This window comes from Aquiflexum gelatinilyticum (assembly GCF_024813435.1).
Lineage (GTDB): Bacteria > Bacteroidota > Bacteroidia > Cytophagales > Cyclobacteriaceae > Cognataquiflexum > Cognataquiflexum gelatinilyticum.
Genome location: NZ_JANAEZ010000002.1, coordinates 329,121 through 356,110, shown reverse-complemented (window position 1 = coordinate 356,110; position 26,990 = coordinate 329,121). Strand labels below are relative to the sequence as shown.

The following is a 26,990-nucleotide window of genomic DNA, read 5'->3' as shown; positions in this document are numbered from 1 at the left end:
GGATTGAAAGGCGACTGAGGTAATTATTTAATTCGGATTGGGGATTGTTCAAAAATAACAATAATACAGCTCTAAACCAAAATTTGGGACTTATTAGTCAAGATTTGCTGTAAATTAAGGAGAAAAAGTGCAAAATTTTCCCTATTCAAACATAAATTGAATAGCTAAAAATTATAAGAATAAAAAGATCAAGTTATTCTCTTTATAGAAACATCTTAAATGCGAATTTATGTTGATAAATCTAAATTCTAAATCATAGAAAATAAAAAAAATAGATTGGGGTTATTTGTATTTAAATAACCCCAATCTATTGTGTATATAAAAAATTTAAAATCTTATTTTAATTTATTTTCTGTATCAACAAAATCACCTACGATCTTGCTATTAGCTCCCTTTTGAACCCTTCCAAAAACAGTAACGCTATTCCCTTCACCAATGAATTCCAAAGTAGCCCCTGAATTGAGATTTAAATCTCCATAAATCACCATAGAACCTGAAATTTTCATCACGGCATCGCTATTGATTGAAAGAGTATTATTTCGGTTATACTGACCAAACACAAAAGAGCCATTCATCATAAAAACGCCTCCGCTATTCAGATTCAGACTATTTTCTATGGCCAATGAACCACAGAAAGTCAATTGACCTCCAATATTTACATTTTTCATCGAGGCCGCCCCTGAAAATCCAAACTGCTCATTTGAATTGACATTTAAATTTGTACTCCCTGAGTAAGGTGAAAGACTTCCGCAGTCTATTCCAGGATTCAAAGCCAATTCATCTTTCTCCTGTAGATTCAAAATCTGAAGTCCCCGAGCGCCGGAAGCGACAAAAATGTATCCTTTATGAGATTTAATAAAATTGGAAGATCCATTGATTCCCAAAATCCCAATTTCTTCTAAAACGTCATTTTCAACCAATTGGGAAACCGAAATACCTGCACCTCCATTGGCCATATAAACTTTACCATCGTCAAAAGAAACTGAATTGGTCACAATATCTCCTTCTTCAACACCATCAGGTTTCAATGGGATGGAAAGTCTTTGTAAAATTGACCCTTTTTCGATTGAATATATACCTACACCCTTTGGTCCTTCTGATGCAAACATCAGTCCTGGAGACATATCTAATGTTCTTTTCGATTCAGCAATATCTTTTTCTAGATTGATGGAGGAAATAACTTTAAGGGATGAAGGATCCAAAATTTTGATGCCTTCTGTTCCGCTCAAAGCCCCAATAACCCCATTCCCGTATTTTACGGACCTTAGGTCGGTAAGGGGAAATTCTCCATTCATTTGTCCCTTTGAATCAAACAAACCCACCAAGCCATTGCTTCCACTTGCTACGATTACCCCATTTTCGGTTGGAGACACGTCTACTGCTGCCCAACCTTCAATATCAAATTTTGAAAAGTCAGAAGTAAAAGAACCATTGCTCACACTGACGACTATTAATTGTGCGGCAGTCTTTATCCCGGGTTCATTGTCAATATCGAAAGCTCCTGCGGCATAAAGTTTTCCCTGCTTGTAAGCTATTGAATTGATATCCCCATGTTTGAATATAGCCTGACTGGTGATTTTTGGGTAAAGTGGGTCTGTAATATCGAATATTTCAATTGCACCAAGGAATTCAGCTCCTTCGGTGTTATAACTTACATAAGCATAATTTTCGGCAATATCCACATGTGTTGCTTTGAGGACTTTACCCTCATATATAGGAGGGTCAACCTGCGAAACCATCATTAAAGGTACTTTGCCGGCGAGTTCTTCATCCTCCTTCAATCGGCCGTTGATAACATCAGAAGGAATTATGCCTACAACCCCTGCACCTTCAAGGGTAAATCTTGAATTCAGTGGTCCTGAATCAGTATTGATCAAAACTGTAGAATCCCTGACAGGTCCATCTACATCAGGTTGACAAGAAATAATGCCAACTATCAAAATGATAAAAAACAGTAATTTACGCATGTTTAAAATTTTGAATAATATTAAAATAAATAGTTAAAATGTAATTTTAAATGCAAAATAGATGAAACAGAAAAAGATGTATTTCATCAATCTCGCTTAATCAGTTTTTTTACCAATGTTTTTTCTTCGTTGTAGACATAGATGAGATACAGTCCTCCACTAATCTCTTTCAAGTCAAAGACCAATTTGTCTTCATTTAAAAGTTTTGCCTTAAGCGGAATCTTGTTGCCATTACTTGACACGAGTACTACCTCGAGTTTATCTACATCTTTGGTCTGGATAAAAAGTTCATCAGATACAGGATTTGGATAGAGATGAATTTCCCAGTCAGGGATAAAGTCAACCCTGATGACACTGGTGTAATCATCCTTACCATTGAAATCCAATTGCTGGAGCCTATAATAGTTTGGTCCTACCATTGGGCTATCATCCCAGCCTAAATAATAAACCGGTTTTTCGCTAAGCCCTTCTCCTTTTACCTCTGAAATGTCTGTCCAGGATTTGCCGTCTTTGGAACGTTGGATCACAAATTTTTCATTGTCTTTTTCTTGAGCAGTCCCCCATTCCAATCTAATGCGATTCTCAGTTGATTTGCCACGGAAATACAGCCATTGGACAGGTAATATTCTAAAGGACCCCTGAACTTCAGTATTATAAGATCCGGCCCAGGTATTGATTGTGATATTATTGCTGAACCCATTGTCGCCAGATGCCCACCAAATATGGTCAGGACCCAAAACCCCTGTGGTATTTACCATCAGAGATTGCGGACTATCACTCGGAGTCAATCCAGTTCTTGGTATCAGAGAATCATCCCAAAATATGCTGTTGTTTACTACTGAACCCGGTCTGATATTCGTCACTTTCATACCGAGGCTTTGCTCCAGATCAAAAATCGGAAAGTGAACCGGAAAGAAAACGACTGTTGCGACAACCTCTACATCACTGTCTGGAGGAACCACATTTCCATCCGCATCCTCACCATTCCAGTAAATCTGGTAGGTTCCGGGAGCATCATATTTTTCAGAAATTACAATGTCTATTCCTTCATCGTAAGAAAGGTTTCCATTTAGATCTATCAAAACATCCACCACTGCTGGCAAGCTGATGGTCAAGTTTACCGTGGCCTCACCCCCAACTTCGGGTGCAGGTTTTGGCTCATATTCTATCAGAAGACTGGCAGAAGGTGGTGCTGTAGATTTCCAGATAGAATGATCAGGGTCACTTATAAACAAAGGATATTGGAAATTAGAGGAGGTTCCTACCCTAGATTTTCTATTCTCTTCAAAAGACAGGTCATTTCTAGGTCCATCTTTGTTTGCAAAAAAATTGGTCCATCCTCCACTCGATCCTCCAAAATTGATGTACTTGACAAAATAATCATCTCCAGATGCGGAGAAGGTATTGTCCACAGGAACATAAAATCCAAAATTGTCATGAAATGAATAGCTGTCCGGTGAAGACTTGGTAAGAGTCAAAGTGGTATTATTTGGATCTTGTCTTGAATTGGCAATACTCCAGAATCTGGAATATACTCGTCCTGTATGTTCATTGTATCCACCCGAAGAACTTGAGGCAACAGTAATATCCCAGAAGTTAATATTAAACCCCGCTGTGATGTGGTTATTTGAGGTATTTGAAATCTCTACCCAAAATGCCCTATCCGCACCTGTGTTATTTGTAAATGAAAATCCTTGATATCCTGTCCCAGTAATTTGGGATGGCCCATCCAAAGCATTTGCTGCTGTACCAGGCCTTCCTTGCGAAGCCCCGAAACTATGCGCATCATAATCTTGGGAAGAAATCTGTGTCCTCGATGAACCTGAAGTTCCTGTTGAAAAAAAATCTGAAGAATTCGCATCATAAAACCACCTCACCCTAATATTTCCGGAACCAAATCTTCTAAACCCCCAAAAAACTGTTTCCCCGGCTTTTGCATAAACATACAACCTGTGACCTCCATTATAACCAGAAACATTTGAAGGCAAAAGCATATAACCTCGGTTGCCAAAACCTCCCGCTCCGGAATTGCCGGGATACCACAGCATACTTTGCCGGCTGTTTTGGGTACCCCAATTCCCGGATCCTTCTCCAAATGTAAAGGAGGCAATGAGTAAAAAAGCTATTCCAAAATATATTCCTTTGAAACCATTTGATTTCAAAAAATGGGAATTCAATATTTCGTTAAAAATCAATATCATTTTGAGTTATTCTAAATAGTTTGGGTGACCCTAAAAGTCAATGGACATCGGAATGCCTCCATTAAAAATCTTATTGAAATAAATCAAAGGAAATTAATTAAACAAATTATTAGTTTACAAGACAGAAAAACCGCTGCAAAATCCATTTTTTAGATAAAAAAAATACCCTTATCCATTTGGACAAGGGTATTTATCAGAAAGTTAAATTTTGAATTTAACCGTTCATACTGATTAAAAATTCTATATTATCTCTTGTACCTTTCATTCTTTGAAGCAAGAACTCCATCGCTTCTTGGGAGGTCATGTCTGACATAAGTTTTCTCAAAATCCAGACTCTCTGCATTTCCTCTTTGTCCATCAAGAGTTCTTCTCTTCTGGTACCGGATCCCGTTACATCAATGGCAGGATAAATCCTTCTATTGGAAAGTTTTCTATCCAAAGCCAATTCCATGTTACCGGTCCCTTTGAATTCTTCAAAAATAACTTCATCCATCTTGGATCCTGTCTCCACCAAAGCAGTCGCAATAATGGTCAAAGAACCTCCATTTTCAACATTTCTGGCAGCTCCAAAGAATCTCTTTGGCTTATGCAATGCATTGGCATCAACACCACCTGATAGGATTTTACCTGAACTTGGCACTACAGTGTTATAGGCTCTTGCAAGTCTGGTAATGGAATCCAAAAGAATGACGACATCATGACCGCATTCAACCATTCTTTTTGCTTTTTCCAATACGATGGAAGCCACTTTCACATGCCTTTCTGCCTGCTCATCAAAAGTAGAGGAGATTACCTCTGCTTTTACAGATCTTGCCATATCAGTAACTTCTTCAGGTCTTTCATCGATCAAAAGGATCATCAGGTGCACTTCAGGATGGTTTTCCGAAATAGCATTTGCAATCTGCTGCAAAAGCATGGTTTTACCTGTTTTTGGCTGGGCTACAATCATACCTCGCTGCCCTTTTCCAATCGGAGCAAACAAATCCAAAATCCTTGTGGAATAATTGTCGTGCTTGGTAGCAAGCTTTAACCTTTCCTCAGGAAAAAGTGGCGTAAGGTATTCAAAAGGAACCCGGTCACGGATTTCTTCTGATGTCTTTCCGTTTACAGTGATGACCTTGAGTAAAGCAAAATATTTTTCTCCTTCTTTTGGAGGCCTGATTGACCCTTTGATGTGGTCTCCGGTTTTGAGTCCAAAAAGTTTGATTTGGGAAGGTGATACATAAATGTCGTCCGGAGAAGCAAGGTAATTGTAATCCAATGAACGGAGGAAACCATAGCTCTCAGGCATGATCTCCAATACCCCTTCATTCTCAATGATTCCTTCAAATTCCTTCACACTGACATAAGGTTTTCTCTTTGATTGAAAAACTTCTGCGGTAGGAATATGAACCTCTTCTATGTCTTTAAAATTTTTCCTTTTTGGAATTTCTGCTTCTGACTCATGTACATGTGAAGTCTTTTCTGAGGAATTGTTAAAGGCAATAGGCTCGGGATCGTCTACAACTTTCCTTCTTGGCCTGATGAACTTTGGCTTTTCATCTTCAGCAGTAAATACAGGAACTGAATCTTTTGTTACTGGTTTCACAGGTTCTACAACAACCGGCCTTTCATGCTTAACCTGTTCTTGTTTCCTAAAAGGTTGATCTTCTGCTTTTTTTATTGGTCGATCATCGTTCCTTTTTACAGGACGTTCTTCATTTCTTTGGGAAGGTTTCTCCTCATTTCTTTTGATCGGCTTAGCCTCTGCCTCTGCCAGAATTTCTTCTTTGGGAATTGCAGTTACATTTTCTCTTCTGAATTTTGATTTGTTCTCCTGAGAGGTAGCTTGGGGTGATTCGGGAGATTCTTTTGATTCAGGCTTTGCCTTTGGTTCGACGGATTCAACTTCTACTACCGTTGGCCTTTTTTTAGGAAGTGCTTTTTCGTCTGTGATGGCTTGTTGGTCCAAAATGGCATATACAAGCTCGTCTTTTTTCAGCGTCTTAAAGTTTTTTACGCCCATTTCTTCAGCAATTTCCTTCAATTCAGAAAGTAGCCTGATTTTTAATTCTTCTATGTTATACATAAAAAGCTTATGGAATAATAAATAAGATGTGTAATTGTGTGATGATGTGTCTTGAGTATTTCTGAACTGAATGAAAAAGGGATTCAGAATAGGTAAAATCCAAGGGGAGAAGGATTTTGCGATACTATGATGCTACAATATTAATGTTTCATTAATTAAATAACAAATATTTACGCTGAGATGCAGATTTATTTTAGTACATCATTTGCCTCAAAACTTTTATAGATTTCCAATCGCCAGCCAATTCAAGATGGTTGCCATAGAAAATCAGAAAATGATCTAACATATTTTTCCTCGTTTTTGAAGTTGACTTGTCCTCACAATAAAACGATTGGGCGATGATATTCCTGAGGTAATCTTTTTCTTCTTCCATGACATCCGGACCTTCTGGATATTGCTTTAATTCAAAAAAAAAGGATTCCGAATCCTCAGGAGCAAACCCAAGGTATTTTGAGCTTTCCCACAAAAAAACCAATGGAAAGTGCTTAAGTAGGGTCTGTGGATCATCTAACAATTGGATGGCTGATTCAAGGAAATCGTAAAATTCCTCATTTTGGTAACCTTCAAAAACTGATTTACCCATTACTTCTGCCATGAACATGGCAATACCGGACCTCAAAAAATCAAAAGGTACAAGTTGAAATGGCGCTAGCAATTTTGCTTCAGAGATCCTGTTTAAATTACTCCCCTCCTTATCATAGACCACCAAATCCAAAAGTGTCAAAGGCTGATAAATTGCCATCTTGCTTTTCGTGGATTTTGACCTTACCCCATTGACTATATAAGATTTGAGCCCAAATTCTCTAGTAAAAACCCTTACTATAATAGAGGTTTCACTGTATTTGATATAAGACAATACAATACCTTTTGTTTTTTTCAGCCTCACGTTAGTAGAAATTTACCGCCTTCATAAGGATACGCTTTCTTTCTGAAAATAATTGCCGAATTCAGTTTTGAATAAACACAAAATCCCTGCTCTAAATGATTGATTCAACCTTTCTTAGAGTTTTTCGGTGAAACATTTTCTACATCTTGCCTCATATGTTTCCTTTTCTCCAAGTACCACTTTTTCTTTGATATTTACTAGTCTAAAGGAATATGAAGCCAAATCACCGCATTTCATACAGATCGCATGGACTTTGGTTACATATTCAGCAACAGCCAATAATTGGGGCATAGGTTCAAAAGGATTGCCTTCAAAATCCATATCGAGTCCCGCAAGGATTACCCTTTTTCCTGAATTGGCCAATACATTGGCAACATGTACAATCCTATTGTCAAAAAACTGCACTTCATCAATCCCAACCACATCACAGTCTCCAGCTAGCAGAATAATATCGTCTGCAAATTGAACGGGAGTGGACCTGATGGCATTGTCGTTATGAGATACAACATCTGTATCATGGTATCTTTTATCAATTGACGGTTTAAAAATCTCTACTTTTTGTTTGGCAATAAAAGCCCTGTTAAGCCTTCTGATCAGTTCTTCAGTTTTACCCGAAAACATAGACCCACAAATGACCTCTATGTGTCCTTTCCTTTCCTGGTTTCTTGATTTGCCGATAGTGCTTTCTATAAACATTTGATGCTATTCACTGTAATCCATATGGGGAAACTTATTTTCTTCTGCGACAGAAACGAGGATTTCCCCTTTTATCAATTTTGCTTGGCAAGATAACCTTTCATGGCTTTTTAACCTGCCAATTCCCATGAAAAATTCTTCCCTCTCAGTAAGTGGAGAAAGGTTTTCCATCCCTTCATGGACGATAATTTTGCATGTGGTACATCTTCCTTTTTTTCCACATGCATGCATCCAATCGATGCGGTTTTCATGGATTAAATCAATAACTTTACGCTCCTCAATGGGGGAAATAATCTCCTTTTGAAATAAATTTTGAATGACAATTTTCAGCATGGTTTGTGCTTAATTCATAAAAAATACAAATAATACATATGTCCGCTAAGGTAAACAGCAAATACGTAGAAAACTACGCCAAGGAATTCAGTAAAAAAGTCTGTGAAGGGTATTTTCCTACCAAAAAGTACATGACAGGACAAGATATCATCACACTCACTCCAAGTGTTCAAGTCAACTTTTTCATTATCAAAACCCTTTTTGAAGCTTGGCAATTGGAATTAGAAAAATTAAAAAGCAATCCCTTTTTTGATTATAGAGATAAGACTGTTCACGAAGCCCTGAGGGAGTTTATGAACGTGTTATCCAGAACCATTAAAATTGAGAGGACACATTTTGAACCATTACTCGAGCAATCGGTACAAGACTCTATCCTTTTGGCAGTTGACCCTTTGGAATTTTATAAAAATGAATTTGGAAAATTAAAGGGACATGAAATCAACCAATACCTAAAAGAAAATAAGAAGTATATCAAGTGGCACACCAATTTGATCACCAATCTGATTGATAAAGCAGGATTATCATACACACACGAAGCTTATCAGGAAGCATTAAGTAATAATTTTCTGATTCAAAAAGAAAAATTGGAATCATTTAAAATCCTACTGAACAGCATGGGACAGGTAGTTTTTCTTGACTTTGACCAGATAGCAGAAGTTGATTTTATCAAGTCAAAATCAGAAAAGAAAGTTGAAGCTATTCCTGCTTTGAAAGAGGCAGATGCATCTTACTTCGACTCCTTGGAAGAAATCAAAGATTCAGAATTTGAAATTCGGGAAGACTCGGGTCTCAAAGAAGAATTTGAAGAAAGTTTGCTTCAAGAAGAAGAGCAGGTTCTTGAAAACATACCTACCGAAAAACTTTTCAAAACCATCAGACCCGATCAGGGAATAGACCCTTCCAAAGTTTGGGCCAGGTTTGAAAATGAACAATACTCCATCATGAAAGGAAGCATCAAGGAACTGTCAGAAAGCATCGGGCTGAACCAAAGATTTATGTTTACCAAGGATCTATTTGATGGTAATCCGGATTTATTAAAACATGCCTTAAAATCGATAGATGAATGTGAAAGCTTCGTGGAAGCAATTCATCTTTTGAACGAAAGGTATGTAGGAGAATTAGGCTGGAACAAAGACTCTGATGTCGTGGATGAATTCCTCCAACTTATATTCAGGAAGTTTGATGTCAGAGGCTAATCCAAGCAAAAAACCAACCCATTTACCACTCCCATATTTTGAGATAAAAAATACTATACCCATTGATTGCTTAGAATTGGATATTATTTTCAGGTCCGTCCAATACTTTGGATCAATAAATCCATAGATTCAATAAAATTTTTAGCTCAAAGTGTAGTTTTAATATTTATATTTATTAATATTCAAACCGCATTGTCAACAAGTTGACTTTTTGATGCAATCATAATGTACTAATGACAGGTTATTTTAAGCTAAGGCGCATAGTTTTGGAGCAATTGAAAAATGGCCTCCCCAAAAATTTAACATACCACGATGTAAATCATGTGTTGGATGTTTTGGGTGTCTGTAACCAATATATCAAAAGGTTCAAAATCGAAGGTACGGACGCATATCTCCTAAGAATAGGCGCACTTGTACATGATTTGGGATTTACCAAATCCACACAAAATCATGAAGAAGTAGGTGCTGAAATGGCCCAAAATATAATGGAATCATTAAAAATGGATCCTGCTCATATCGAAACGGTAAAAGGATTGGTGATGGCAACCAAAATCCCACAAAATCCCAAAACCGATTTGCAAAAGATAATCTGTGATTCAGATCTTGATTATCTTGGGAGAAAAGATTATGTGGAAATCAGTGGCAAGCTTTATCAAGAATTAAAATCTACCAATGTGATCAAAACCAGAGAAGATTGGGTGGAGCTTCAGATCAGATTCTTGAACAGCCACACTTTCCATACTGAATTTGCAAGAAAAAACCGTGAGCCAAAAAAGCAGTTTTGGCTTAATTATATCTTAAAAAACGAAAATTATTAACCTATCCTACTAAGTAACTGAATCCTGTGAGAATCAAGTTTAATAAAAATGAAAAGTAGAATGGTGAAAGACCAAAGGGACGAACCTCCATAGCTAAAGAAAGGCAGAGGTATCCCTACAACAGGAAATAACCCCACTGTCATCGCAATATTGATCATAAAGTGAAACAGCAAAATTGAAATCACACAATACCCATAAATTCTTGAAAATCTATTTTTTTGCCTCTCTGCTAGCATAACCAGCCTTATCAATAAGGCGCAAAATAATCCAATAACCACAAAGCTGCCCAGCCAACCAAATTCCTCTCCTAGCGTACAAAAAATGAAATCCGTATGCTGCTCAGGTACAAAATCAAATTTGGTTTGGGTACCTTCCAAATACCCTTTTCCGAAAAATCCTCCTGACCCGATGGCTATTTTCGATTGTGTTACATTCCATCCAACACCAAGGGGGTCAAGGTTAGGATTGAACAATACCATGATTCTATTTTGCTGATGCTCCGGAAGCTTAGATACTACATAGTCAATACTGTAGGAATACCCTACAATCAATATCCCTATTCCAATTAGGCTAAGAATTCTTGGGATCTTCTTTTTCCCAAGTAAGATCAGGATCAAAATGATCACTCCTACTGCAATTGCGAGGTACAAATTATTTTCAATACCAAGAGAAAGTAAAGTAATTGCTACAAAAGATAATCCCAAAACATAATACCACTGAGGCATTCCTTCTCTGTAAAGCATGATAAAAAATGCAAAATAAACCATCGCTGTTCCCGTGTCAGGCTGAAGCATGATCAATATGACTGGAACCATAATCACTGCAATGGCTTTAATCTGGTATTTTATTTGGCCTAAATCAAAAATCGGCCTTTCCATAACTTTAGCAAGTGCTAATGCAGTAGCAAATTTAGCGAACTCCGCAGGCTGGATACGGAAATTACCGAATCCGACTGAGAGTATCTGCCCATTAACTTCCTTTCCTATAAATGGGGTAATAATGAGAAGGATGATAAAAAACCCATATAAAATCAAAGCAAGATTTTCAAAAAGGCGGTAATCAGCCACCATAATGACTGTTATCAAAAGGACAGCAGTACCAATCCAAACCAATTGCTTTCCTGAATTGATCGAAAAATCAAAAATGCTCTTTATGGATTGCTCGTCGTAGACTGCCGCATAGATATTGATCCATCCAATAATAACCAAAACGGCATATATGGCTATCGAAATCCAGTCAATTTTGTTGATGTAAAGGTCGTCTTGTCTCACGTTACATAAATTTCCCTACCAAGACATATTCCTCCAGAGCGAGTCTTTTCACTTCTCTTCTGATATACTTTTCTATCATCAAACTTGCAGTGCTCGCCGCTGCTCTTCCTCCCCAACCGGCATTTTCGACATATACAGCGATGGCTATCTGGGGATTTTCTTTGGGTGCAAATGCTATAAAAACAGAATGATCCTCTCCTTGGGGATTTTGGGCAGTACCAGTTTTGCCTGCAATAGTAATATCCGGAATAGCAGCTCTTGCAGCAGTACCGTATATGGCTTCTGCCATAGCATCCTGAATCATGTCAAAATGATGGGCATCTACTCCTACATCTTTTCGTGTACGGAATTCTTCAGGTATTTTGTTTAGATCTCCATCAATGGCTTTGATCATATGTGGAGGATAATAATACCCTTTGTTTGCAAATATCGCGGCTAGGTTGGCCATCTGAAGTGGAGTGACCAGCATTTCCCCTTGGCCTATCGAAAGTGAATAAATTGTTGAATATTTCCATCTTCCCTCTCCGTATTTTTTATCATATAATACTGAGGAAGGTATTGATCCACCTTTTTCATTTTTCATATCAATACCTAAAGGTGATCCCAATCCAAATTTCAACACAGATTCTCTCCAGGTATTCAACCCAATTTCAGTGTCTTTGAAGGTGTTGGAGGACACTTCCCTGTTTATCATAGCCCTGTATGCTTGGTGATAATAGGGATTACAGGAATTTCTAATGGCTCCAAATAAATTTACTGGACTAGGGTGATTGTGGCAAGCCACAAGAGACCTGTTACAACTATAGGTAGTATTTGGAGTCAATACACCCATCTGAAGGCCAACTAAAGATTGAACAATTTTGAATATGGATCCGGGGGGATACATGGCCATTATTGGTCTGTTGAACAATGGCTTGCTTTCATCCCTGTTCAAATCCATATAATTATTACCAAAAAGGGCACCTGTCAACAAATTAGGATCATATGTCGGAGCTGAAATCATGGCAAGGACTTCACCTGTTTTAGGCTCTATTGCTACAACAGATCCTCTTTTACCTGCCATAAGCATCTCCCCGTATTGTTGCAGTTCAAGATCAATAGTGGAGACAAGGTTTTTTCCAGCAACAGAAGCTGTATCAAATTCCCCGTCTTTGAAGGATCCTTTGTCTACACCCCTGACATTTACAAGTTTGTATTTTACGCCCTTTACTCCACGGAGCTCATTTTCATAATAGCCTTCAATACCGCTCAATCCGACATAGTCCCCTTGTTTATAATACTTTGAAGAATCTTTTTCAAGTTGATTTGAACTTATTTCACCGATATATCCCAAGGCATTGGCAGCGCTTTGCTGAGGATATGACCTCACAGAACGGGTCATGACAAACAAGCCGGGGTAATCAATCAAAAAATCCTGGATTCTTGCAAAATCAGTAGTCGAAATCTGTTTGATCAAAGGTGAAGGTTTGACTGAAGAATATTCCTTTGCAGCGGTATAGGTCTCAACAAGGTATTCCTTGCTTATCTTAAAAATCTCACAAAACCTTGTGGTATCACCTACTTGAAATTCTCTTGGAATTACCATAAGGTCAAAAATCGGATAGTTATACACCAATATTTTGCCTGTACGGTCATACACCAAACCCCTGTAGGGATGGTCCACTACCCTTTGAATTGCGTTACTTTCTGCCTTTTTTAAAAAACTATCATCAACAACCTGAATCAAAAATAATTTTGTCAGGAGCACAGCTCCAATGATGATGATGATGATGATAATTGTAATCGGCCTTTGCTCGTTCATTAAATCCCTCTCCTTCTCCTGTAAAATAACAGTTGAACAATAATACTCATTACCAGCACAAAAATAACACTAGCAATTACTTTTTGAAGAGATGTAAGGAATAAATCTGTACCCAAACTTTCGATATAAAAAAACAAAACATGGTGAATAAGTACCAATGGCACGCTGTAAGACAGGAACCAACCTAAGCCCATGTTCAACATGCTTGGCTGAAGGTCATCTTCATACCCTCCTGTAGGCACCAATACCAGAAGCCATCTGTGCCTGATAAAAGCTATAACCAATAAGGCAGCGGTATGAATCCCCAAAGTATCATAAAACAGATCTACACCTATCCCCAAGAAAAAGCTGATTAATAACACAGGGATGGTTTTAATGTCGAGAGGGAGTAAGATAATATAGGTTACATATAGAAAACAAAAAGCAGTTCCGAAAAGGACAAGATTTTTGAGTACCAATATTTGAAACAACAGATAAAGGAATCCGGAAAGCAAGATTGAAATTACCCTTATACTATTCATTACTTATTCCGGTTGATTGGTAAAGAGAGTCAAGCTCTTTCTGTTGAAAACTTTCCACCAAATAGACATAAGATATTTTTGAAAAATCTGTGTCTAGCTTTAAAGTTATATCAAGGTAGTTGGTATCAGTTCCGGGCATTACTTCAATCACTGTTCCAATCGGAATCCCCTCCGGAAATATTGAATTGTATCCTGAAGTGACAACCTGATCTCCAATCTCTACCACGACATGTCGAGGAACATACATGAGTTTGGCTTGCTGTGGATTTAGACCGTCCCATTTTGTGGAGCCGAATACATCATTTGTTTGAATTTTGGAGGATACCAATAACTCGGTGTGTAAGAGGGATATGATTGTAGAAAAATTGCGACTCACGCTTTTAACCCTTCCCACTACTCCTTGTTCATTGATGACGCCCATACCTGTCCTGACACCATGATTGGACCCTTTATTGATGGTAAGGTGATTTTGAGAAAGCCTTAATGAGTTATTGATTACTTTAGCTCCCTTAAATTGCATTGTGGCATACATTGCAGTGTCGAGAGGAATAAAAATGGAATCCGCGGGTTTTCTGAGCGCTTCTAATTCGCTTAGCAACTGTGCGTTTTTTTCCATCAGGCTTTTGTTCACAGAAGAAAGTGAAAAATAATCAACGATATTGCTCTGAGTCTGAAAAACAGATCCGCTCAATTCATTGGAACTATTAAAGAAAGCGGAACCTTGTTGAGTATTATTTGAGACGATCAGCGAAATGGCTATGGCCTCCAATAATACAAACAACAAAAACGCCCTTATTCGGTATAAAAATAGGAATATCCGCTGCATCCAATCATTAAGTCATCAGAACTGTTCTGAAATTATTGATGTTTTTCAGTGCTGTACCTGTCCCTCTGACTACAGCCCTAAGTGGGTCTTCAGCAATGTGGATCGGCAATTTAGTTTTTTGGTGAAGCCTTTTATCAAGACCTTTCAGAAGTGCCCCTCCTCCGGTAAGATGGATTCCATTATCATAGATATCCGCAGAAAGTTCCGGAGGGGCAATTTCCAATGCTTTTAATACTGCCTCTTCTATCTTAGAAACTGATTTGTCCAAGGCAAAAGCGATTTCGGAATAGGAAACCTTAATTACCTTTGGAATTCCTGTCATCAAATCCCTACCCCTGATCTCATAATCCTCGGGAGCATCATCAAGTTCTGTCAATGCGGATCCGATAGCAATTTTTACTTTTTCAGCTGAACGTTCACCAATTAATAAATTGTGCTGTCTTCTCATATAATCCAGGATATCCTTGGTGAAGGTATCTCCTGCGACCCTGATTGATTGGTCTGCAACTATTCCTGAAAGGGCAATTAGTGCAATTTCGGTAGTACCTCCTCCGATATCCACAATCATCGAACCCATCGGCTTTTCGATATCAATCCCAATCCCAATGGCAGCCGCAATAGGTTCGTATATCATGTACACTTCTTTGGCTCCGGCATGCTCAGCAGAGTCCCTGACGGCTCTTTTTTCCACTTCAGTAATTCCTGATGGGATACAAATCACCATCCTATGGGATTTTGGAAACATACCTTTCTTATGACCGGGGATCATTTTGATCAATCCTCTAATCATCTGCTCTGCTGCATAGAAATCTGCGATCACACCGTCTTTGAGTGGTCTGATCGTCCTGATATTTTCATGCGTTTTTTCATGCATGTTCATTGCGTCCTTTCCCACTGCAAGGACCCTGTTATTTGTCCTGTCAATCGCAATGATTGATGGTTCATCAACCACAATTTTATCCTTGTGTATAATAAGGGTATTTGCAGTACCTAAGTCAATAGCGATATCACTTGAAAAAAAATCGAATAATCCCATTATTTTTTGATTGAGTTGATGATAGATAATCTTATAAATTTAGCAATGAAGCGCAGAACTTCTAACGTGGGTGGGCAAAATTATTATCTAATTCCCAATTTATTACAAGAATCCAATTTTTTTTTGTGGGAATAAATTTATTACCTTTGCATTGTATTACCAGAATTGAGGGGGGACACAAGTCCCCTCTTTTATTTCATATACCTGAACAAATGAGCTTAAAAAGTACACTTGAAGAGATTGTTTCTAAACATCTTCCGGATGAGTCCTACTATTTAGTAGAAGTCCAACTGGTAGAGAAAGGTCCAAAATCTCAACTGACAATCCTCATAGATGCCGACCACGGTGTCAGTATCGAGGCTTGTGCCAAGGTAAGCAGACAGGTAGCTGAGGAAATCGAAGCAAAGGAGCTTTTGTCTGAGGCCTACATTTTGGAAGTTTCCTCGCCGGGTTTGGACTTTCCGCTGTCTTCCAAAAGACAATATACCAAAAATGTGGGAAGAAAATTGAAGTTGACCCTAAATGACGGAAAAGAACTGGAAGGGCAACTCGAGGAAGTAGGAAATTCAGAAGTAAAAATTCTTTGCAAAATAAAGGAAAAAGGAAAAAAAGCTGAGGACAGGATAATCAACATCCCCCTCGACGAGATAAAAAAATCAATCGTGTTAGTCTCTTTCAAATAAACAAAATGGATGCTAAAGTACTCATAGAATCATTTGCAGAATTTGCAAAGTCTAAAAATGTGGACCGTCCCACCATGATCCGCATACTAGAAGACGTGTTTAGGGCGATGATTCGCAAAAAATTCGAAACTGATGAAAATTTCGATGTAACCATCAATGCAGACAAAGGTGACCTCGAAATCCTGAGAATCAGGGAAATTGTTGACGACAATTCCGAAGATATTTGGGATTTTGATAAAATAAGCCTTACTGATGCCCGAAAAATAGAGCCGGATTTTGAGGTCGGTGAAGATGTCTATGAGAAAATCGAATTGGAAGAATTCGGAAGACGTGCTGTGATGATGGCAAGACAGACTTTGATCCAAAAAATCAAAGACCTTGAAAAAGATTTACTCTTCAATCAATATGAAGAATTGGTAGGTGAAATCATTTCAGCCGAAGTTTATCAAATTTTGGGAAGAGAAACCCTGCTTATCGATGGAGAAGGCAATGAATTGATCCTTCCAAAAGGAGAGCAAATTCCAAAAGACAGATTTAGAAAAGGTGACAGCGTCAGAGCCATTGTCCATAAAGTTGAAATGGTAAATGGCAACCCACGTATCATTCTTTCCAGAACATCTCCGATTTTCTTGGAAAGATTATTTGAAAATGAAGTTCCTGAAGTATTTGACGGTCTGATTACCATCAGAAAAATCGTAAGAGAACCGGGTGAAAGAGCAAAAGTAGCTGTAGAATCTTACGATGACAGGATTGATCCGGTAGGTGCCTGTGTCGGTATGAAAGGAAGCCGTATTCATGCAATCGTCAGGGAACTTCAGAATGAAAACATCGATGTAATTAACTACACCGATAACCTTGACCTATATGTATCAAGAGCATTGAGCCCCGCAAAGGTTTCCTCATTGACTGTTGATAAAGAAAATAAAAGAATTTCAGTCTACTTGAAGCCGGACCAAGTCTCTATGGCCATCGGAAAAGGTGGATTTAACATCAGACTTGCCTCAAGATTGGTCGGATTTGAAATAGACGTATTCAGAGAACTCAATGACTATGAAGAGGAGGATGTGGATCTTGAGGAATTCGGTGATGAAATCGACAATTGGGTTATTGACGAATTGAAAAAAACCGGTTTGGATACTGCAAAGAGCGTTCTTTCACTAACAAAAGAAGATCTTTTGAGAAGAACAGAACTTGAAGAAGAAACAATTGACGAAATATTCAGAATATTAAAACAAGAATTTGAACAGTAATTTAGGTCAGATTTACCCAATAATTGGCCTATATTTGCCATCAAATTAAGAAAGTGCTTTAGTGTATGTCAGAAGAAAAAACGATGCGACTGGGCCAGATAGCCAGAAAACTCAATGTAGGCATTTCTACTATTGTGGAATCTATGGCTAAGAAGGGCTTCGATGTCGAAAATAATCCCAACTCCAAAATCAGCCAAGAGCAATTTGATATGCTGGCAAAGGAGTTTAAATCCTCTGCTCAGGAAAAGGAAGAGGCCTCTCACCTTTCGATAGGTAAGAGGCATCATGAAACTTTTACCATAGAAGCAGAATCTGAAGTAAAAGAGGAAAAGAAAGTTGAACCTGTTGCAGAAGTAAAGAAACCTGAGCCGGTAAAGCCTATCATTGAAACTCCAAAAACTGAAGAACCGCCACTTGAGAAAGTGGAAATAGAAGCTCCCAAATTACAGGGAATAACAGTTTTGGGAAAAATTGACCTTGATGCCCAAAAGCAATCCCAAAAAAGGGAAGAGGTTAAACCTCAGCCTCAAGCACCTGTATTACCTCCAGCAACTCCTGTTGTAAAAGAAGAAAAGCCGGTCCAAGAAAAAGTGGAACCGAAACCTCAGGCTGTGAAGCCTCACACTGAAGACATCACTAAAAAAGTCCAGGAATCTCCAGTTCCTGTAAAAGCACCTCTTGAGGAAAAACCAAAAGTCGTAAACCCTGAACCTAAACCAGTTGTAGAGAAGGTCGAAAAAATAGAAAAACCTATTGAGATAATCGAACCTAAGCCTGAGGAGAAAGTGATAGCAGCCAAAGCAGATGCTTTGAAGGGGCTTACTGTATTGGGTAAAATTGAACTTCCTGATGACAAATCAAAGAAAAAAGGGAAACCTGTAGCTTCTTCTGACGAGAAAGGAAAGGATAAGAAAAAAAGAATACGAAAAAGAATTGATAAAAAAGGCGGTCCTGCACCAAAAGGTCCTGAGACAGATGCCAATAAGCCTAGACCTGCCGGTCAAGGTCAAGGAGGACAAGGACAAGGAGGACAACCTTCCGGTCCTGGCCAAAGGGATAGAAAACCAATGCAACAGCGTCCACAAAGACCGGGGCAGCCTCAGCAAAATACTAATAGAATACAAAAAGCGGAACCTACTCAAAAGGAAATCCAAGATCAGATTAAACAAACCCTTGCAAGATTGCAGGGAGGTGGTAAATCAGGCGGCGGAAAATCAAAGAGGAGAGACAAGAAAGCGGAACGGTACAGGGAAGAACAGGAAGGAATCGAAGATTCTAAAATTCTTCGTGTAACAGAATTTATTTCTGCCAATGATTTGGCTTCACTTATGGATGTGTCTGTAAATGAAGTAATTTCTGCCTGCCTTTCTTTAGGTATGTTTGTTTCCATCAACCAAAGACTTGATGCTGAAGCCATTACCATCATTGCAGATGAGTTCGGATTTGAGGTGGAATTTACCAAACCTGATGAAGAGTTTGAAGTAGAAGAAATCGCCGATACTGCAGAAGATCTTCAAGAAAGAGCTCCTATAGTGACCATAATGGGTCACGTCGATCATGGAAAAACATCATTGCTTGATTTTATAAGAAGATCAAAAGTAACTGCTGATGAAGCAGGTGGAATTACCCAACACATCGGTGCATATGATGTAACTACTGCTGACGGACACAAAATCGCTTTCTTGGATACTCCGGGTCACGAGGCCTTTACCGCCATGAGAGCAAGGGGTGCCAAAATTACCGACGTTGCTATCATAGTAATTGCGGCTGATGACAGCATCATGCCTCAAACCAAAGAAGCGATCAACCATGCTCAGGTAGCAGGTGTTCCAATGATCTTTGCAATCAATAAAATTGATAAACCAAATGCCAATCCTAATAAAATCAAAGAGGAATTGGCCAATATGAATCTTTTGGTAGAAGAATGGGGTGGAAAATACCAGTCCCAAGACATTTCTGCAAAAACAGGCTTGGGAGTAGATGACCTTCTTGAAAAAGTGTTGTTGGAAGCTGAAATTCTTGAATTGAAAGCCAATTACAACAAAAAAGCAGTTGGTACTGTCATAGAAGCTTCTCTTGATAAGGGTCGTGGATACGTGACTACAGTAATGGTTCAGGCAGGAACTTTGAATATCGGAGACATTATGCTTGCAGGTCCACACTATGGCCGTGTCAAAGCGATGACAGATCACAAAGGAAAGAAACTTACCAAAGCGGGTCCTTCAACACCAGTTCAAGTATTGGGATTGGCAGGTGCTCCACAGGCTGGTGATACTTTCAAAGTTTACGATTCTGAAAGAGAGGCCAGAGAAATCGCCAATTCAAGAGAACAGATTCTTCGGGAGCAAAGTATGCGTACGAAGAAGCACATTACCTTGGACGAAATCGGAAGGCGGCTCGCAATCGGAAGTTTCAAAGAACTCAACATCATCATCAAAGGTGATGTGGATGGGTCAGTTGAGGCACTTTCTGATTCCTTATTGAAACTTTCCAAAGAAGAGGTATCTGTCAGTATCATCCACAAAGGTGTCGGTCAGATATCCGAATCAGATGTCCTTTTGGCGTCCGCTTCAGATGCGATCATCCTAGGATTTAATGTGAGACCATCTACCAATGCCAAAAAACTTGCGGAGCAGGAAGAAATTGAAATCAGGCATTACTCCATTATCTATGATGCCATCAACCAGATCAAAGATGCGATTGAAGGTATGCTTGAGCCTGAGTTTGAGGAAATCATTACAGGTAACGTGCTCGTTAGAGAGGTATTCAAAATATCTAAAATCGGAACTATCGCCGGGTCTTATATCACCGACGGTTTCATCACCAGAAAGAATAAAATCAGGATCATCCGTCAAGGAATCGTAATTCATGATGGAGAAATCGACCAATTGAAGCGATTCAAAGATGATGTCTCAGAGGTGAAAGCCGGCTACGAATGTGGTATTTCCATCAAAAATTTCAATGATATCGAAATCGATGATACCATGGAAGGCTACATGATGCAGGAAATCAAAAAGAAAAAGTAAAACATTTATAATGATTTAAAGAAAAAGGAACGGTGTAAACTGTTCCTTTTTTTATTTTTGAGCCTTATGTTGAATGCATTACACATATTAATCCAAATTCTGATTTGCCTCTCATTTATTTGCCTTTTTTTAGGTCTTTATCGGCCTGTTTTGGTCCTATGGTTTTTAGATAGATTCAACAGACTAAAAGTTTTAAAGATGTATGGAACAATTGCTATTATCTTAATATTGATTTTGATGGCATTTGATTTTTTTTCCAACCTGCCTTAAAAGTAAGATTATAAAAACCTGACAAGGATCATTTTTTTTTGGAAAAAAAGTCTAAATTTAAATTCCTATAATCAATTCTATTGAAAAAAGTCATTTCCATATTCCTTTTGTGCTGCTTCGCATTGTACCATTTTGGATATTATGTGGCTTATTTTTCTTTTCGCTTCCAAATCGAAAGCGATTGGATGGAGAAAATCTACAGTGACAATCAGGAGGGTTTGGAAGAAAAGTTAATGGAAATCCCCCTCTCTGTGCCCTACATGGCTGATGAAGAGGATTTTAGACCAACAAACACCTCATTTGAAAAAGATGGAAAAACTTTCAGAGCAATCAAACAAAGATACGTAAACGACACCCTTCAGATTGTTTATGTCCCTGATACCGCCAAAAGAATATTGGACAATACCATCAAGCAGTGGGTAAGTTCTCTGGTTCAAGACGATCTCCCAGACGCAGGAAATAATTCTTTATTGGTAAAGCTTTTCATTAAAGATTATACTCCGGTATCGAATGATTTCGATTATTCTCCGGTTGCTTCAGAACTTGAACAAGATTTCATAGGTTTCATTTTTTCATCTTACGAAAACAATTATTTCCATCTTAATTCCCCTCCCCCTGAGTTAGCCTGATTTGAACCTTTTGGGCTTCACATTTTCTATTCTTCTTAAGACAAGCATTGACTCTATACCCAAGTTCTCATTTTTTGAGAATCTAGGCAGGTACAGTTTCATTTTGATGTGTCTGTTAATGATTTGAATTTTAAGAAAAAAGCTGCCCGAAACCCCTTTCTAAAGAATAGGGGTAAATAATCTATCATTCTAACCAACATCAAAAGATGAAAATATTTATACGCTTAACTGCAATAGCGGCGACAACAATATGTCTTAGCATGGCTTCTTACGCCCAAACCCCTTGGGATGAAGTCATGATGGGCAAGGGAGAAATCTGTACAGCATTGATATATGAACATTCCTCATGGGATCAATATTGGGAAGGCACATATCTCCGTGAAAACGCCAATATCGGCACTTTTACCCGTCAGACAATAATGCCAATGATAGCCATGGGCATCTCGAAAAAAATCAACATTATAGCAAGTTTACCCTATATCAATACTAAAGCTTCGGGTGGAACCCAGGCAGGACAGTCAGGAATCCAAGACCTAAGCATCGCTGCAAAAGTGGATTGGCTTCAAAAACAAGTGGGAAAGGGTAAACTTCTTTTTCTCACCAATGCACACTTTAGCACCCCCGCCAGTAATTACCTTTCAGATTACATGCCATTTAGCCTTGGCGCAGGAGCTCCCGAAATCGGTTTAAGAGGTATAGGAGGCTATAAAATGGATAATGGAATTGTATTCAGGGCTGCTGCTGCTTACTTATGGCGTGGACAGACTGAAGTGGAAAGGGATTACTACTATGACAATGGCAGTGTGTATTCAACTTTTATGAATGTCCCAAATGCACTGAATTTACATGCAGCGGTTGGGTATTGGGCTTTTGATAACAGGCTTAGAATGGAAGCGACATTCATGAGTCTCAACTGCCTCACAGGAGATGACATCCGTTCGTACAACAGGCCTCAGCCAACCAACAAAATGGAAGTAAGCCAAGTTGGAGCTTGGGTCCAATATTTCATCAAATCTGATCGGGGTTTGGGTGCTCTAGCCTATTTCAATCAAACAGTCAGTGGCAGAAACATGGGTAAAGCCACCACATTTGGTATCGGACTCACTTATCAGTTCAAAGCATTTTAATCTCAATGAAGCAATGAAAAATCTAAATATATCTTATCTATATCTGACGTTAATTTTGTTAACAGCAGGTTCCTGTATAGAGGAAACTCCAAATTACCTCGAATTTGAAGGATATCAATTTGAAAATCTCGATGCACAAGGAGGATCTTGGAAAACAATTCTGGTAACCGATCCATCCCAAATCGACATTCCTCAACCTGAGTCAACGAACTCCTTACAATACCAAGCTGAATTGTCAGCATTGAAACAACAGATGTCAGGATTGACACCTGCACAAACCCAAGCTGTCAAATATTGGACAAACAATCCGGTCTTGAGATGGAATGAAATTGCCTTAGAATTGGCAGCTAAGTATAACTTGATTCCAGGTCCAAATGCTGATGGTACCTATACTCTTCCAAATCCGGCCAATCCTGTAGGTCCACCTGCATTTCCATTTGCCCATCCTCCCTATACAAGTAGAATGTTGGCGTATTTAAGCGTAGCCCAATTTGATGCCTTGGTAGTTACATGGCATTACAAATTCCAATTTAACAGACCCGCACCTTACTTGACCGACAATACAATAAAGCCGGCATATGCGTCAAGCCAACTGCCTTCCTATCCATCAGATGGAGCCACGGTAGCTACTGTCTCAAAAGAAATACTGAAGTTAATGTTTCCCCTTGAAGCCAATTATCTTGAGGATAAATACCAAGAGCATATCGAAAGTCTTGTCCATGCTGGTATCAATGTCCAAAGCGATATAGATGCAGGTAATATCATCGGATCGGAAGTCATCAAATTAGCAAAACAGCGTGCCTCTTCGGACGGCATGGCAAAAGCCCAAACTCCAAAGAATGTATCAGATTCCATAGCCAATGCAGCTTTCGAGAGATTTGGATGGAAATGGGAAAATATGGAAACTCCAAAAAGGCCTGTTGGATTGACACCACTTTTTGGTCAAGTCAAAATGTGGAATGTGCCTTCGGTAGAAGAAGTAAGGCCAGGACCGCCACCTGCTCCGGGATCAAAGGAATTTGAAACCAACGCCGCAGAAATAAAAAAATTTGCAGCCCATATGACCATCAGTCAGCGTAGGATTGCCAATTGGTGGGAAGATGGAATAGGTTCTTATACACCTCCTGGACATTGGAACAAGTTTGCTAAAGAAGCAATTGTGAAGGCCAAACTCAATCCACTTCGGTCTGCAAGGGTATTTGCTTATATGAATACCGCCATCATGGACGCGGGAGTGGCTTGTTGGGATGCAAAATACTACTACCATTATCCAAGACCGATTGAAACAATTTCAGGATTCAAAACAATCCTTGGTACTCCAAACTTCCCCGCATATACTTCAGGCCATAGTACATTCTCTGCCGCAGGAGCTGAAGTACTCGCCCATTTCTTCCCTGCCGATGCAGCACAATTCAGGGCATGGGCAGAAGAAGCTGCAGTCTCCAGACTTTATGGAGGAATCCATTACAGGTTCGACGCTGATGTGGGAATCTCCCAAGGTAAAAACGTAGGTGCATATGCGGTCAATCGGGCAAAAAATGATGGCGCTCAGTAAATAATTAAAAAGGGTTTGATTACTTTACAACCCCGGTCATTTGCTATCCAAGTAGACCGGGGCTGTTTTTTTTATCCAACTTTGACAGGCTGATCTATTTCCTTTCTAAGGCTCTTAGATGCCAATACAATCAAAGCAATCGAAAGGACAAAAAGTAAGGCAGCAATTATTGACAGCACATATACTTCCTGCTTGAAATTATTCCAAGCAAATAGTCCCAAAGAGGTCAACGTAACAGTAAACATAAAGAACATCGGGATGGTCACGAAGGTAGCATCAACCTTTTGCCTGATCAGCCATACCGCGATCGTCAACAAAGCCAAAGCTGCCAATAACTGATTTGCAGAACCAAAAATCGGCCATAAAGTAGTAAAGCTTCCAGATGCTAACAACAGAACCGAAAGAATAACAACTACTGAAGTGGACAAATACCTGTTCTGGGAAAGTTTGTTCCCCACAGGATTTTTTACATCTTCAAAATATTCCTGCAAAGTAAATCTAGCCAATCTCGTGCAGGTATCTAAAGTCGTTAAGGCAAAAGCAGAAACAGTGAGGGCGACAAAACCTATTGCAAATTGTTCTGAAATTCCCATCGTAGAAATCATTCCTCCCAATCCTGTTGAAAACAAGCTTACAGGCCCTTCACTCCCAAGTCTGCTCAGGTATTCTCCCCTACTCAAAACTACCACTGCGCCAACCGAGATAATTGCTAAAAAAGATTCAATCAACATCCCGCCATAGCCGACTATTTTGGCATCACTCTCTTTGTCAAGTTGCTTGGAGGTAGTACCTGAAGCGACCAAAGAATGGAAACCTGAAATCGCACCACAGGCAATGGTCACAAACAAAACCGGAAACAAATACCCCAAATTATCTGCTGAAATATGGATTTGGTTGTCCATTTTGATTTCAGGATTGGAGATAAATACTCCGATAACAGCAGAAATCATCAACCCGTATAGTAAAAAACTATTCAAATAATCCCTTGGTTGAAGCAAAAAAGTCACAGGAGTTACTGAAGCAAAAAAAGCATATCCAAGCAACAAATAAACCCAAAGCTGGTAATCAAGAGCAAATGGAAGCTGCATTCCCAAATACACAAAATAATACATTAACACGACACCAATGGTGGTATTGATGATAAATGCAGTTTTGCTTCCTCCAAAGAATTTGTTGACATAACCAAAAACAATGGCAAGCACCATGAATAAAATGGAGGCAGAAGCCACACCGGGATTACTGACAAAGGTCTTGGCAATAATATCCGAAAAAACACCAATAACCAGAATCAGTGTAGAAAAACTGAAAATTATGAAAAGCTGTTTACCGCTTTTCCCAATATTGTTTTGAATTATCACTCCGATTGATTTTCCTTGGTTTTTCAAGGATGCAGCCATACTTCCCAAATCGTGTACAGCACCGAAGAAAATCCCTCCAACCAAAATCCAAATCACAGCCGGAATCCAACCAAATGTCACTGCTATAATTGGACCTACGATAGGTCCCGCCCCGGCAATAGACGCAAAATGATGCCCTAAAACCACAACGGGTTTACTTGGGACATAATCAATACCGTCATTGTAAAGGTGAGATGGAGCTTTTCTTTTGTCATCTAGGCCAAACCTTTTATAAGCAAATTTCCCGTAAGTAAAATAAGCTACCACAAGGATAACTCCCGATATGATTAATAAAACTGGTAAGGTCATTTTTAATTGGGTTAATAAACCTTGAATTTCCTTCAATTCAATCAAATAACAAATATTATTCTCAGGTTTTAAGCCCGGGAGTATAATAAGTACTGAATTTCCCTCTTTCAACCACTTGCATAGACCAGTTTGAAAAAATGAAGTTCCTTACCAAATTTTATTTAATGGATAATAGCTATAAATTTGTACTCCCCGAAACGCAGCTTTTGGTCTAAATAAAATATAATATGGCTTGGTTCAAAAGGACAGACAAAGGAATAAAAACCTCAACAGAGGAAAAAAAAGACACTCCGGATGGTTTGTGGTTTAAAACACCCCAAGGAAATATCATCCATACAAGAGAGCTCAAAAATAATTCATATGTGTGTCCTGATGATGACTTCCATGTCAAAATCGGTTCAAAAGAATACTTTGAAATTCTTTTTGATGGAAACAAGTTTAAAGAACTTGATGCAGATATGAAATCAGGTGATCCACTGAATTTTGTGGATACCAAACCTTATAAAGGCAGAATTACTGCGACTATACAAAAAACAGAGTTGAATGACGCGGTCAGGACGGCAGTCGGAAAGATGAATGACTTGGATCTTGTCGTAGCCTGTATGGATTTCAATTTTATCGGGGGGTCAATGGGTTCTGTTGTGGGTGAAAAAATCGCTAGAGCTATCGACCATTCCTTAAAAAATAAAATTCCATTTTTGATGATTTCTAAGTCAGGCGGTGCTAGGATGATGGAAGCTGGATTCAGCCTGATGCAGATGGCAAAGACCTCGGCGAAGCTGGCATTATTGGAAAAAGCTGCTATCCCCTACATTTCTCTTTTGACCGACCCTACCACAGGTGGGGTGACTGCTTCCTATGCCATGTTGGGAGATTTTAATATTGCTGAGCCGGAGGCATTAATTGGATTTGCAGGACCAAGGGTTATCCGTGAGACGATCGGCAAAGATTTGCCAAAAGGATTTCAAAGCTCTGAATTTGTGTTGGAACACGGGTTCTTGGATTTTATCATCGATAGGAGGCAGTTGAAAAACAGATTGACTACACTTCTAAACCTTCTGAGGAATTAGGAAGTTATCCATTCAAATCGGAAAAAAGGATTACCTCAAAAATCAGGGTCTTTT

General features: G+C 38.9%; 21 protein-coding genes. 9 read left to right on the top strand and 12 right to left on the bottom strand.

Features of this window, described 5'->3' with window-relative positions; genetic code table 11:
• Positions 1-335: 335 nt before the first annotated feature.
• The 6 genes from NK987_RS06105 to NK987_RS06080 all read right to left on the bottom strand — a co-directional run bounded on the left by NK987_RS06105 (position 336) and on the right by NK987_RS06080 (position 8,151).
• Positions 336-1,967: an LVIVD repeat-containing protein gene (locus tag NK987_RS06105; RefSeq protein WP_259263143.1), complete on the bottom strand. Its 1,632-nt coding sequence runs from the start codon at positions 1,965-1,967 to the stop codon at positions 336-338.
• A gap of 86 nt (positions 1,968-2,053) precedes the next feature.
• Positions 2,054-4,168, bottom strand: a complete 2,115-nt coding sequence (locus NK987_RS06100; protein WP_259263142.1) for a T9SS type A sorting domain-containing protein — start codon at positions 4,166-4,168, stop codon at positions 2,054-2,056.
• A 214-nt stretch (positions 4,169-4,382) separates the two neighbouring features.
• Positions 4,383-6,236, bottom strand: coding sequence for a transcription termination factor Rho (gene rho / locus NK987_RS06095; protein ID WP_259263141.1), 1,854 nt, complete (start codon positions 6,234-6,236; stop codon positions 4,383-4,385).
• A 193-nt stretch (positions 6,237-6,429) separates the two neighbouring features.
• Positions 6,430-7,122, bottom strand: coding sequence for a DNA repair protein RecO (gene recO, locus NK987_RS06090; protein WP_259263140.1), 693 nt, complete (start codon positions 7,120-7,122; stop codon positions 6,430-6,432).
• Positions 7,123-7,236: 114 nt separating this feature from the next.
• Positions 7,237-7,818: a thymidine kinase gene (locus NK987_RS06085; RefSeq protein ID WP_258422980.1), complete on the bottom strand. Its 582-nt coding sequence runs from the start codon at positions 7,816-7,818 to the stop codon at positions 7,237-7,239.
• 6 nt (positions 7,819-7,824) lie between these two features.
• Complete coding sequence (locus NK987_RS06080) at positions 7,825-8,151, bottom strand: 2Fe-2S iron-sulfur cluster-binding protein (RefSeq protein WP_258422981.1); 327 nt, start codon at positions 8,149-8,151, stop codon at positions 7,825-7,827.
• A gap of 38 nt (positions 8,152-8,189) precedes the next feature.
• On the opposite strand from NK987_RS06080, the gene NK987_RS06075 reads away from it, so the two are divergent.
• Positions 8,190-9,347, top strand: coding sequence for a hypothetical protein (locus NK987_RS06075; RefSeq protein WP_259263139.1), 1,158 nt, complete (start codon positions 8,190-8,192; stop codon positions 9,345-9,347).
• A 233-nt stretch (positions 9,348-9,580) separates the two neighbouring features.
• Positions 9,581-10,165, top strand: coding sequence for an HD domain-containing protein (locus NK987_RS06070; RefSeq protein ID WP_258422983.1), 585 nt, complete (start codon positions 9,581-9,583; stop codon positions 10,163-10,165).
• Here NK987_RS06070 and rodA read toward each other — a convergent pair.
• The 5 genes from rodA to NK987_RS06045 are packed head-to-tail and all read right to left on the bottom strand — an operon-like array spanning position 10,162 to position 15,620.
• A complete protein-coding gene (gene rodA / locus NK987_RS06065; RefSeq protein ID WP_259263138.1) occupies positions 10,162-11,436 on the bottom strand; it encodes a rod shape-determining protein RodA in 1,275 nt (424 codons plus the stop codon). The two genes, NK987_RS06070 and rodA, sit on opposite strands and share 4 nt — an antisense overlap.
• Before the next feature lies 1 nt (position 11,437).
• Positions 11,438-13,237, bottom strand: a complete 1,800-nt coding sequence (gene mrdA / locus NK987_RS06060; protein WP_259263137.1) for a penicillin-binding protein 2 — start codon at positions 13,235-13,237, stop codon at positions 11,438-11,440.
• Positions 13,237-13,758 carry a rod shape-determining protein MreD gene (locus tag NK987_RS06055; RefSeq protein ID WP_259263136.1) on the bottom strand — a complete coding sequence of 174 codons (522 nt, stop codon included), beginning with the start codon at positions 13,756-13,758 and terminating at the stop codon, positions 13,237-13,239. Before NK987_RS06055 ends, mrdA begins: the two co-directional genes overlap by 1 nt.
• A complete protein-coding gene (gene mreC, locus NK987_RS06050; RefSeq protein WP_259263135.1) occupies positions 13,751-14,584 on the bottom strand; it encodes a rod shape-determining protein MreC in 834 nt (277 codons plus the stop codon). Before mreC ends, NK987_RS06055 begins: the two co-directional genes overlap by 8 nt.
• A gap of 7 nt (positions 14,585-14,591) precedes the next feature.
• A complete protein-coding gene (locus NK987_RS06045; RefSeq protein WP_084118681.1) occupies positions 14,592-15,620 on the bottom strand; it encodes a rod shape-determining protein in 1,029 nt (342 codons plus the stop codon).
• Positions 15,621-15,832: 212 nt separating this feature from the next.
• On the opposite strand from NK987_RS06045, the gene NK987_RS06040 reads away from it, so the two are divergent.
• The 6 genes from NK987_RS06040 to NK987_RS06015 all read left to right on the top strand — a co-directional run bounded on the left by NK987_RS06040 (position 15,833) and on the right by NK987_RS06015 (position 24,160).
• Positions 15,833-16,303, top strand: a complete 471-nt coding sequence (locus tag NK987_RS06040; RefSeq protein WP_259263134.1) for a ribosome maturation factor RimP — start codon at positions 15,833-15,835, stop codon at positions 16,301-16,303.
• A gap of 5 nt (positions 16,304-16,308) precedes the next feature.
• On the top strand, positions 16,309-17,553 hold the full coding sequence (nusA, locus tag NK987_RS06035; RefSeq protein WP_258422989.1) for a transcription termination factor NusA: 1,245 nt from the start codon (positions 16,309-16,311) through the stop codon (positions 17,551-17,553).
• 65 nt (positions 17,554-17,618) lie between these two features.
• Positions 17,619-20,579 (top strand): translation initiation factor IF-2, encoded by a 2,961-nt coding sequence (gene infB / locus NK987_RS06030; protein WP_259263133.1) that lies wholly within the window; start codon positions 17,619-17,621, stop codon positions 20,577-20,579.
• A gap of 350 nt (positions 20,580-20,929) precedes the next feature.
• Entirely contained in the window at positions 20,930-21,478 is a 549-nt protein-coding gene (locus tag NK987_RS06025; RefSeq protein ID WP_258422991.1) for a hypothetical protein, read from the top strand.
• A 206-nt stretch (positions 21,479-21,684) separates the two neighbouring features.
• Positions 21,685-22,605, top strand: a complete 921-nt coding sequence (locus NK987_RS06020; protein WP_259263132.1) for a transporter — start codon at positions 21,685-21,687, stop codon at positions 22,603-22,605.
• Between the two features lie 13 nt (positions 22,606-22,618).
• Positions 22,619-24,160 carry a vanadium-dependent haloperoxidase gene (locus NK987_RS06015; RefSeq protein ID WP_259263131.1) on the top strand — a complete coding sequence of 514 codons (1,542 nt, stop codon included), beginning with the start codon at positions 22,619-22,621 and terminating at the stop codon, positions 24,158-24,160.
• Between the two features lie 71 nt (positions 24,161-24,231).
• On the opposite strand, the gene NK987_RS06010 is transcribed toward NK987_RS06015, so the two are convergent.
• Positions 24,232-25,866 carry a carbon starvation CstA family protein gene (locus NK987_RS06010; RefSeq protein ID WP_259263130.1) on the bottom strand — a complete coding sequence of 545 codons (1,635 nt, stop codon included), beginning with the start codon at positions 25,864-25,866 and terminating at the stop codon, positions 24,232-24,234.
• A gap of 227 nt (positions 25,867-26,093) precedes the next feature.
• On the opposite strand from NK987_RS06010, the gene accD reads away from it, so the two are divergent.
• Positions 26,094-26,936, top strand: coding sequence for an acetyl-CoA carboxylase, carboxyltransferase subunit beta (gene accD / locus NK987_RS06005; protein ID WP_259263129.1), 843 nt, complete (start codon positions 26,094-26,096; stop codon positions 26,934-26,936).
• Positions 26,937-26,990: the final 54 nt, after the last annotated feature.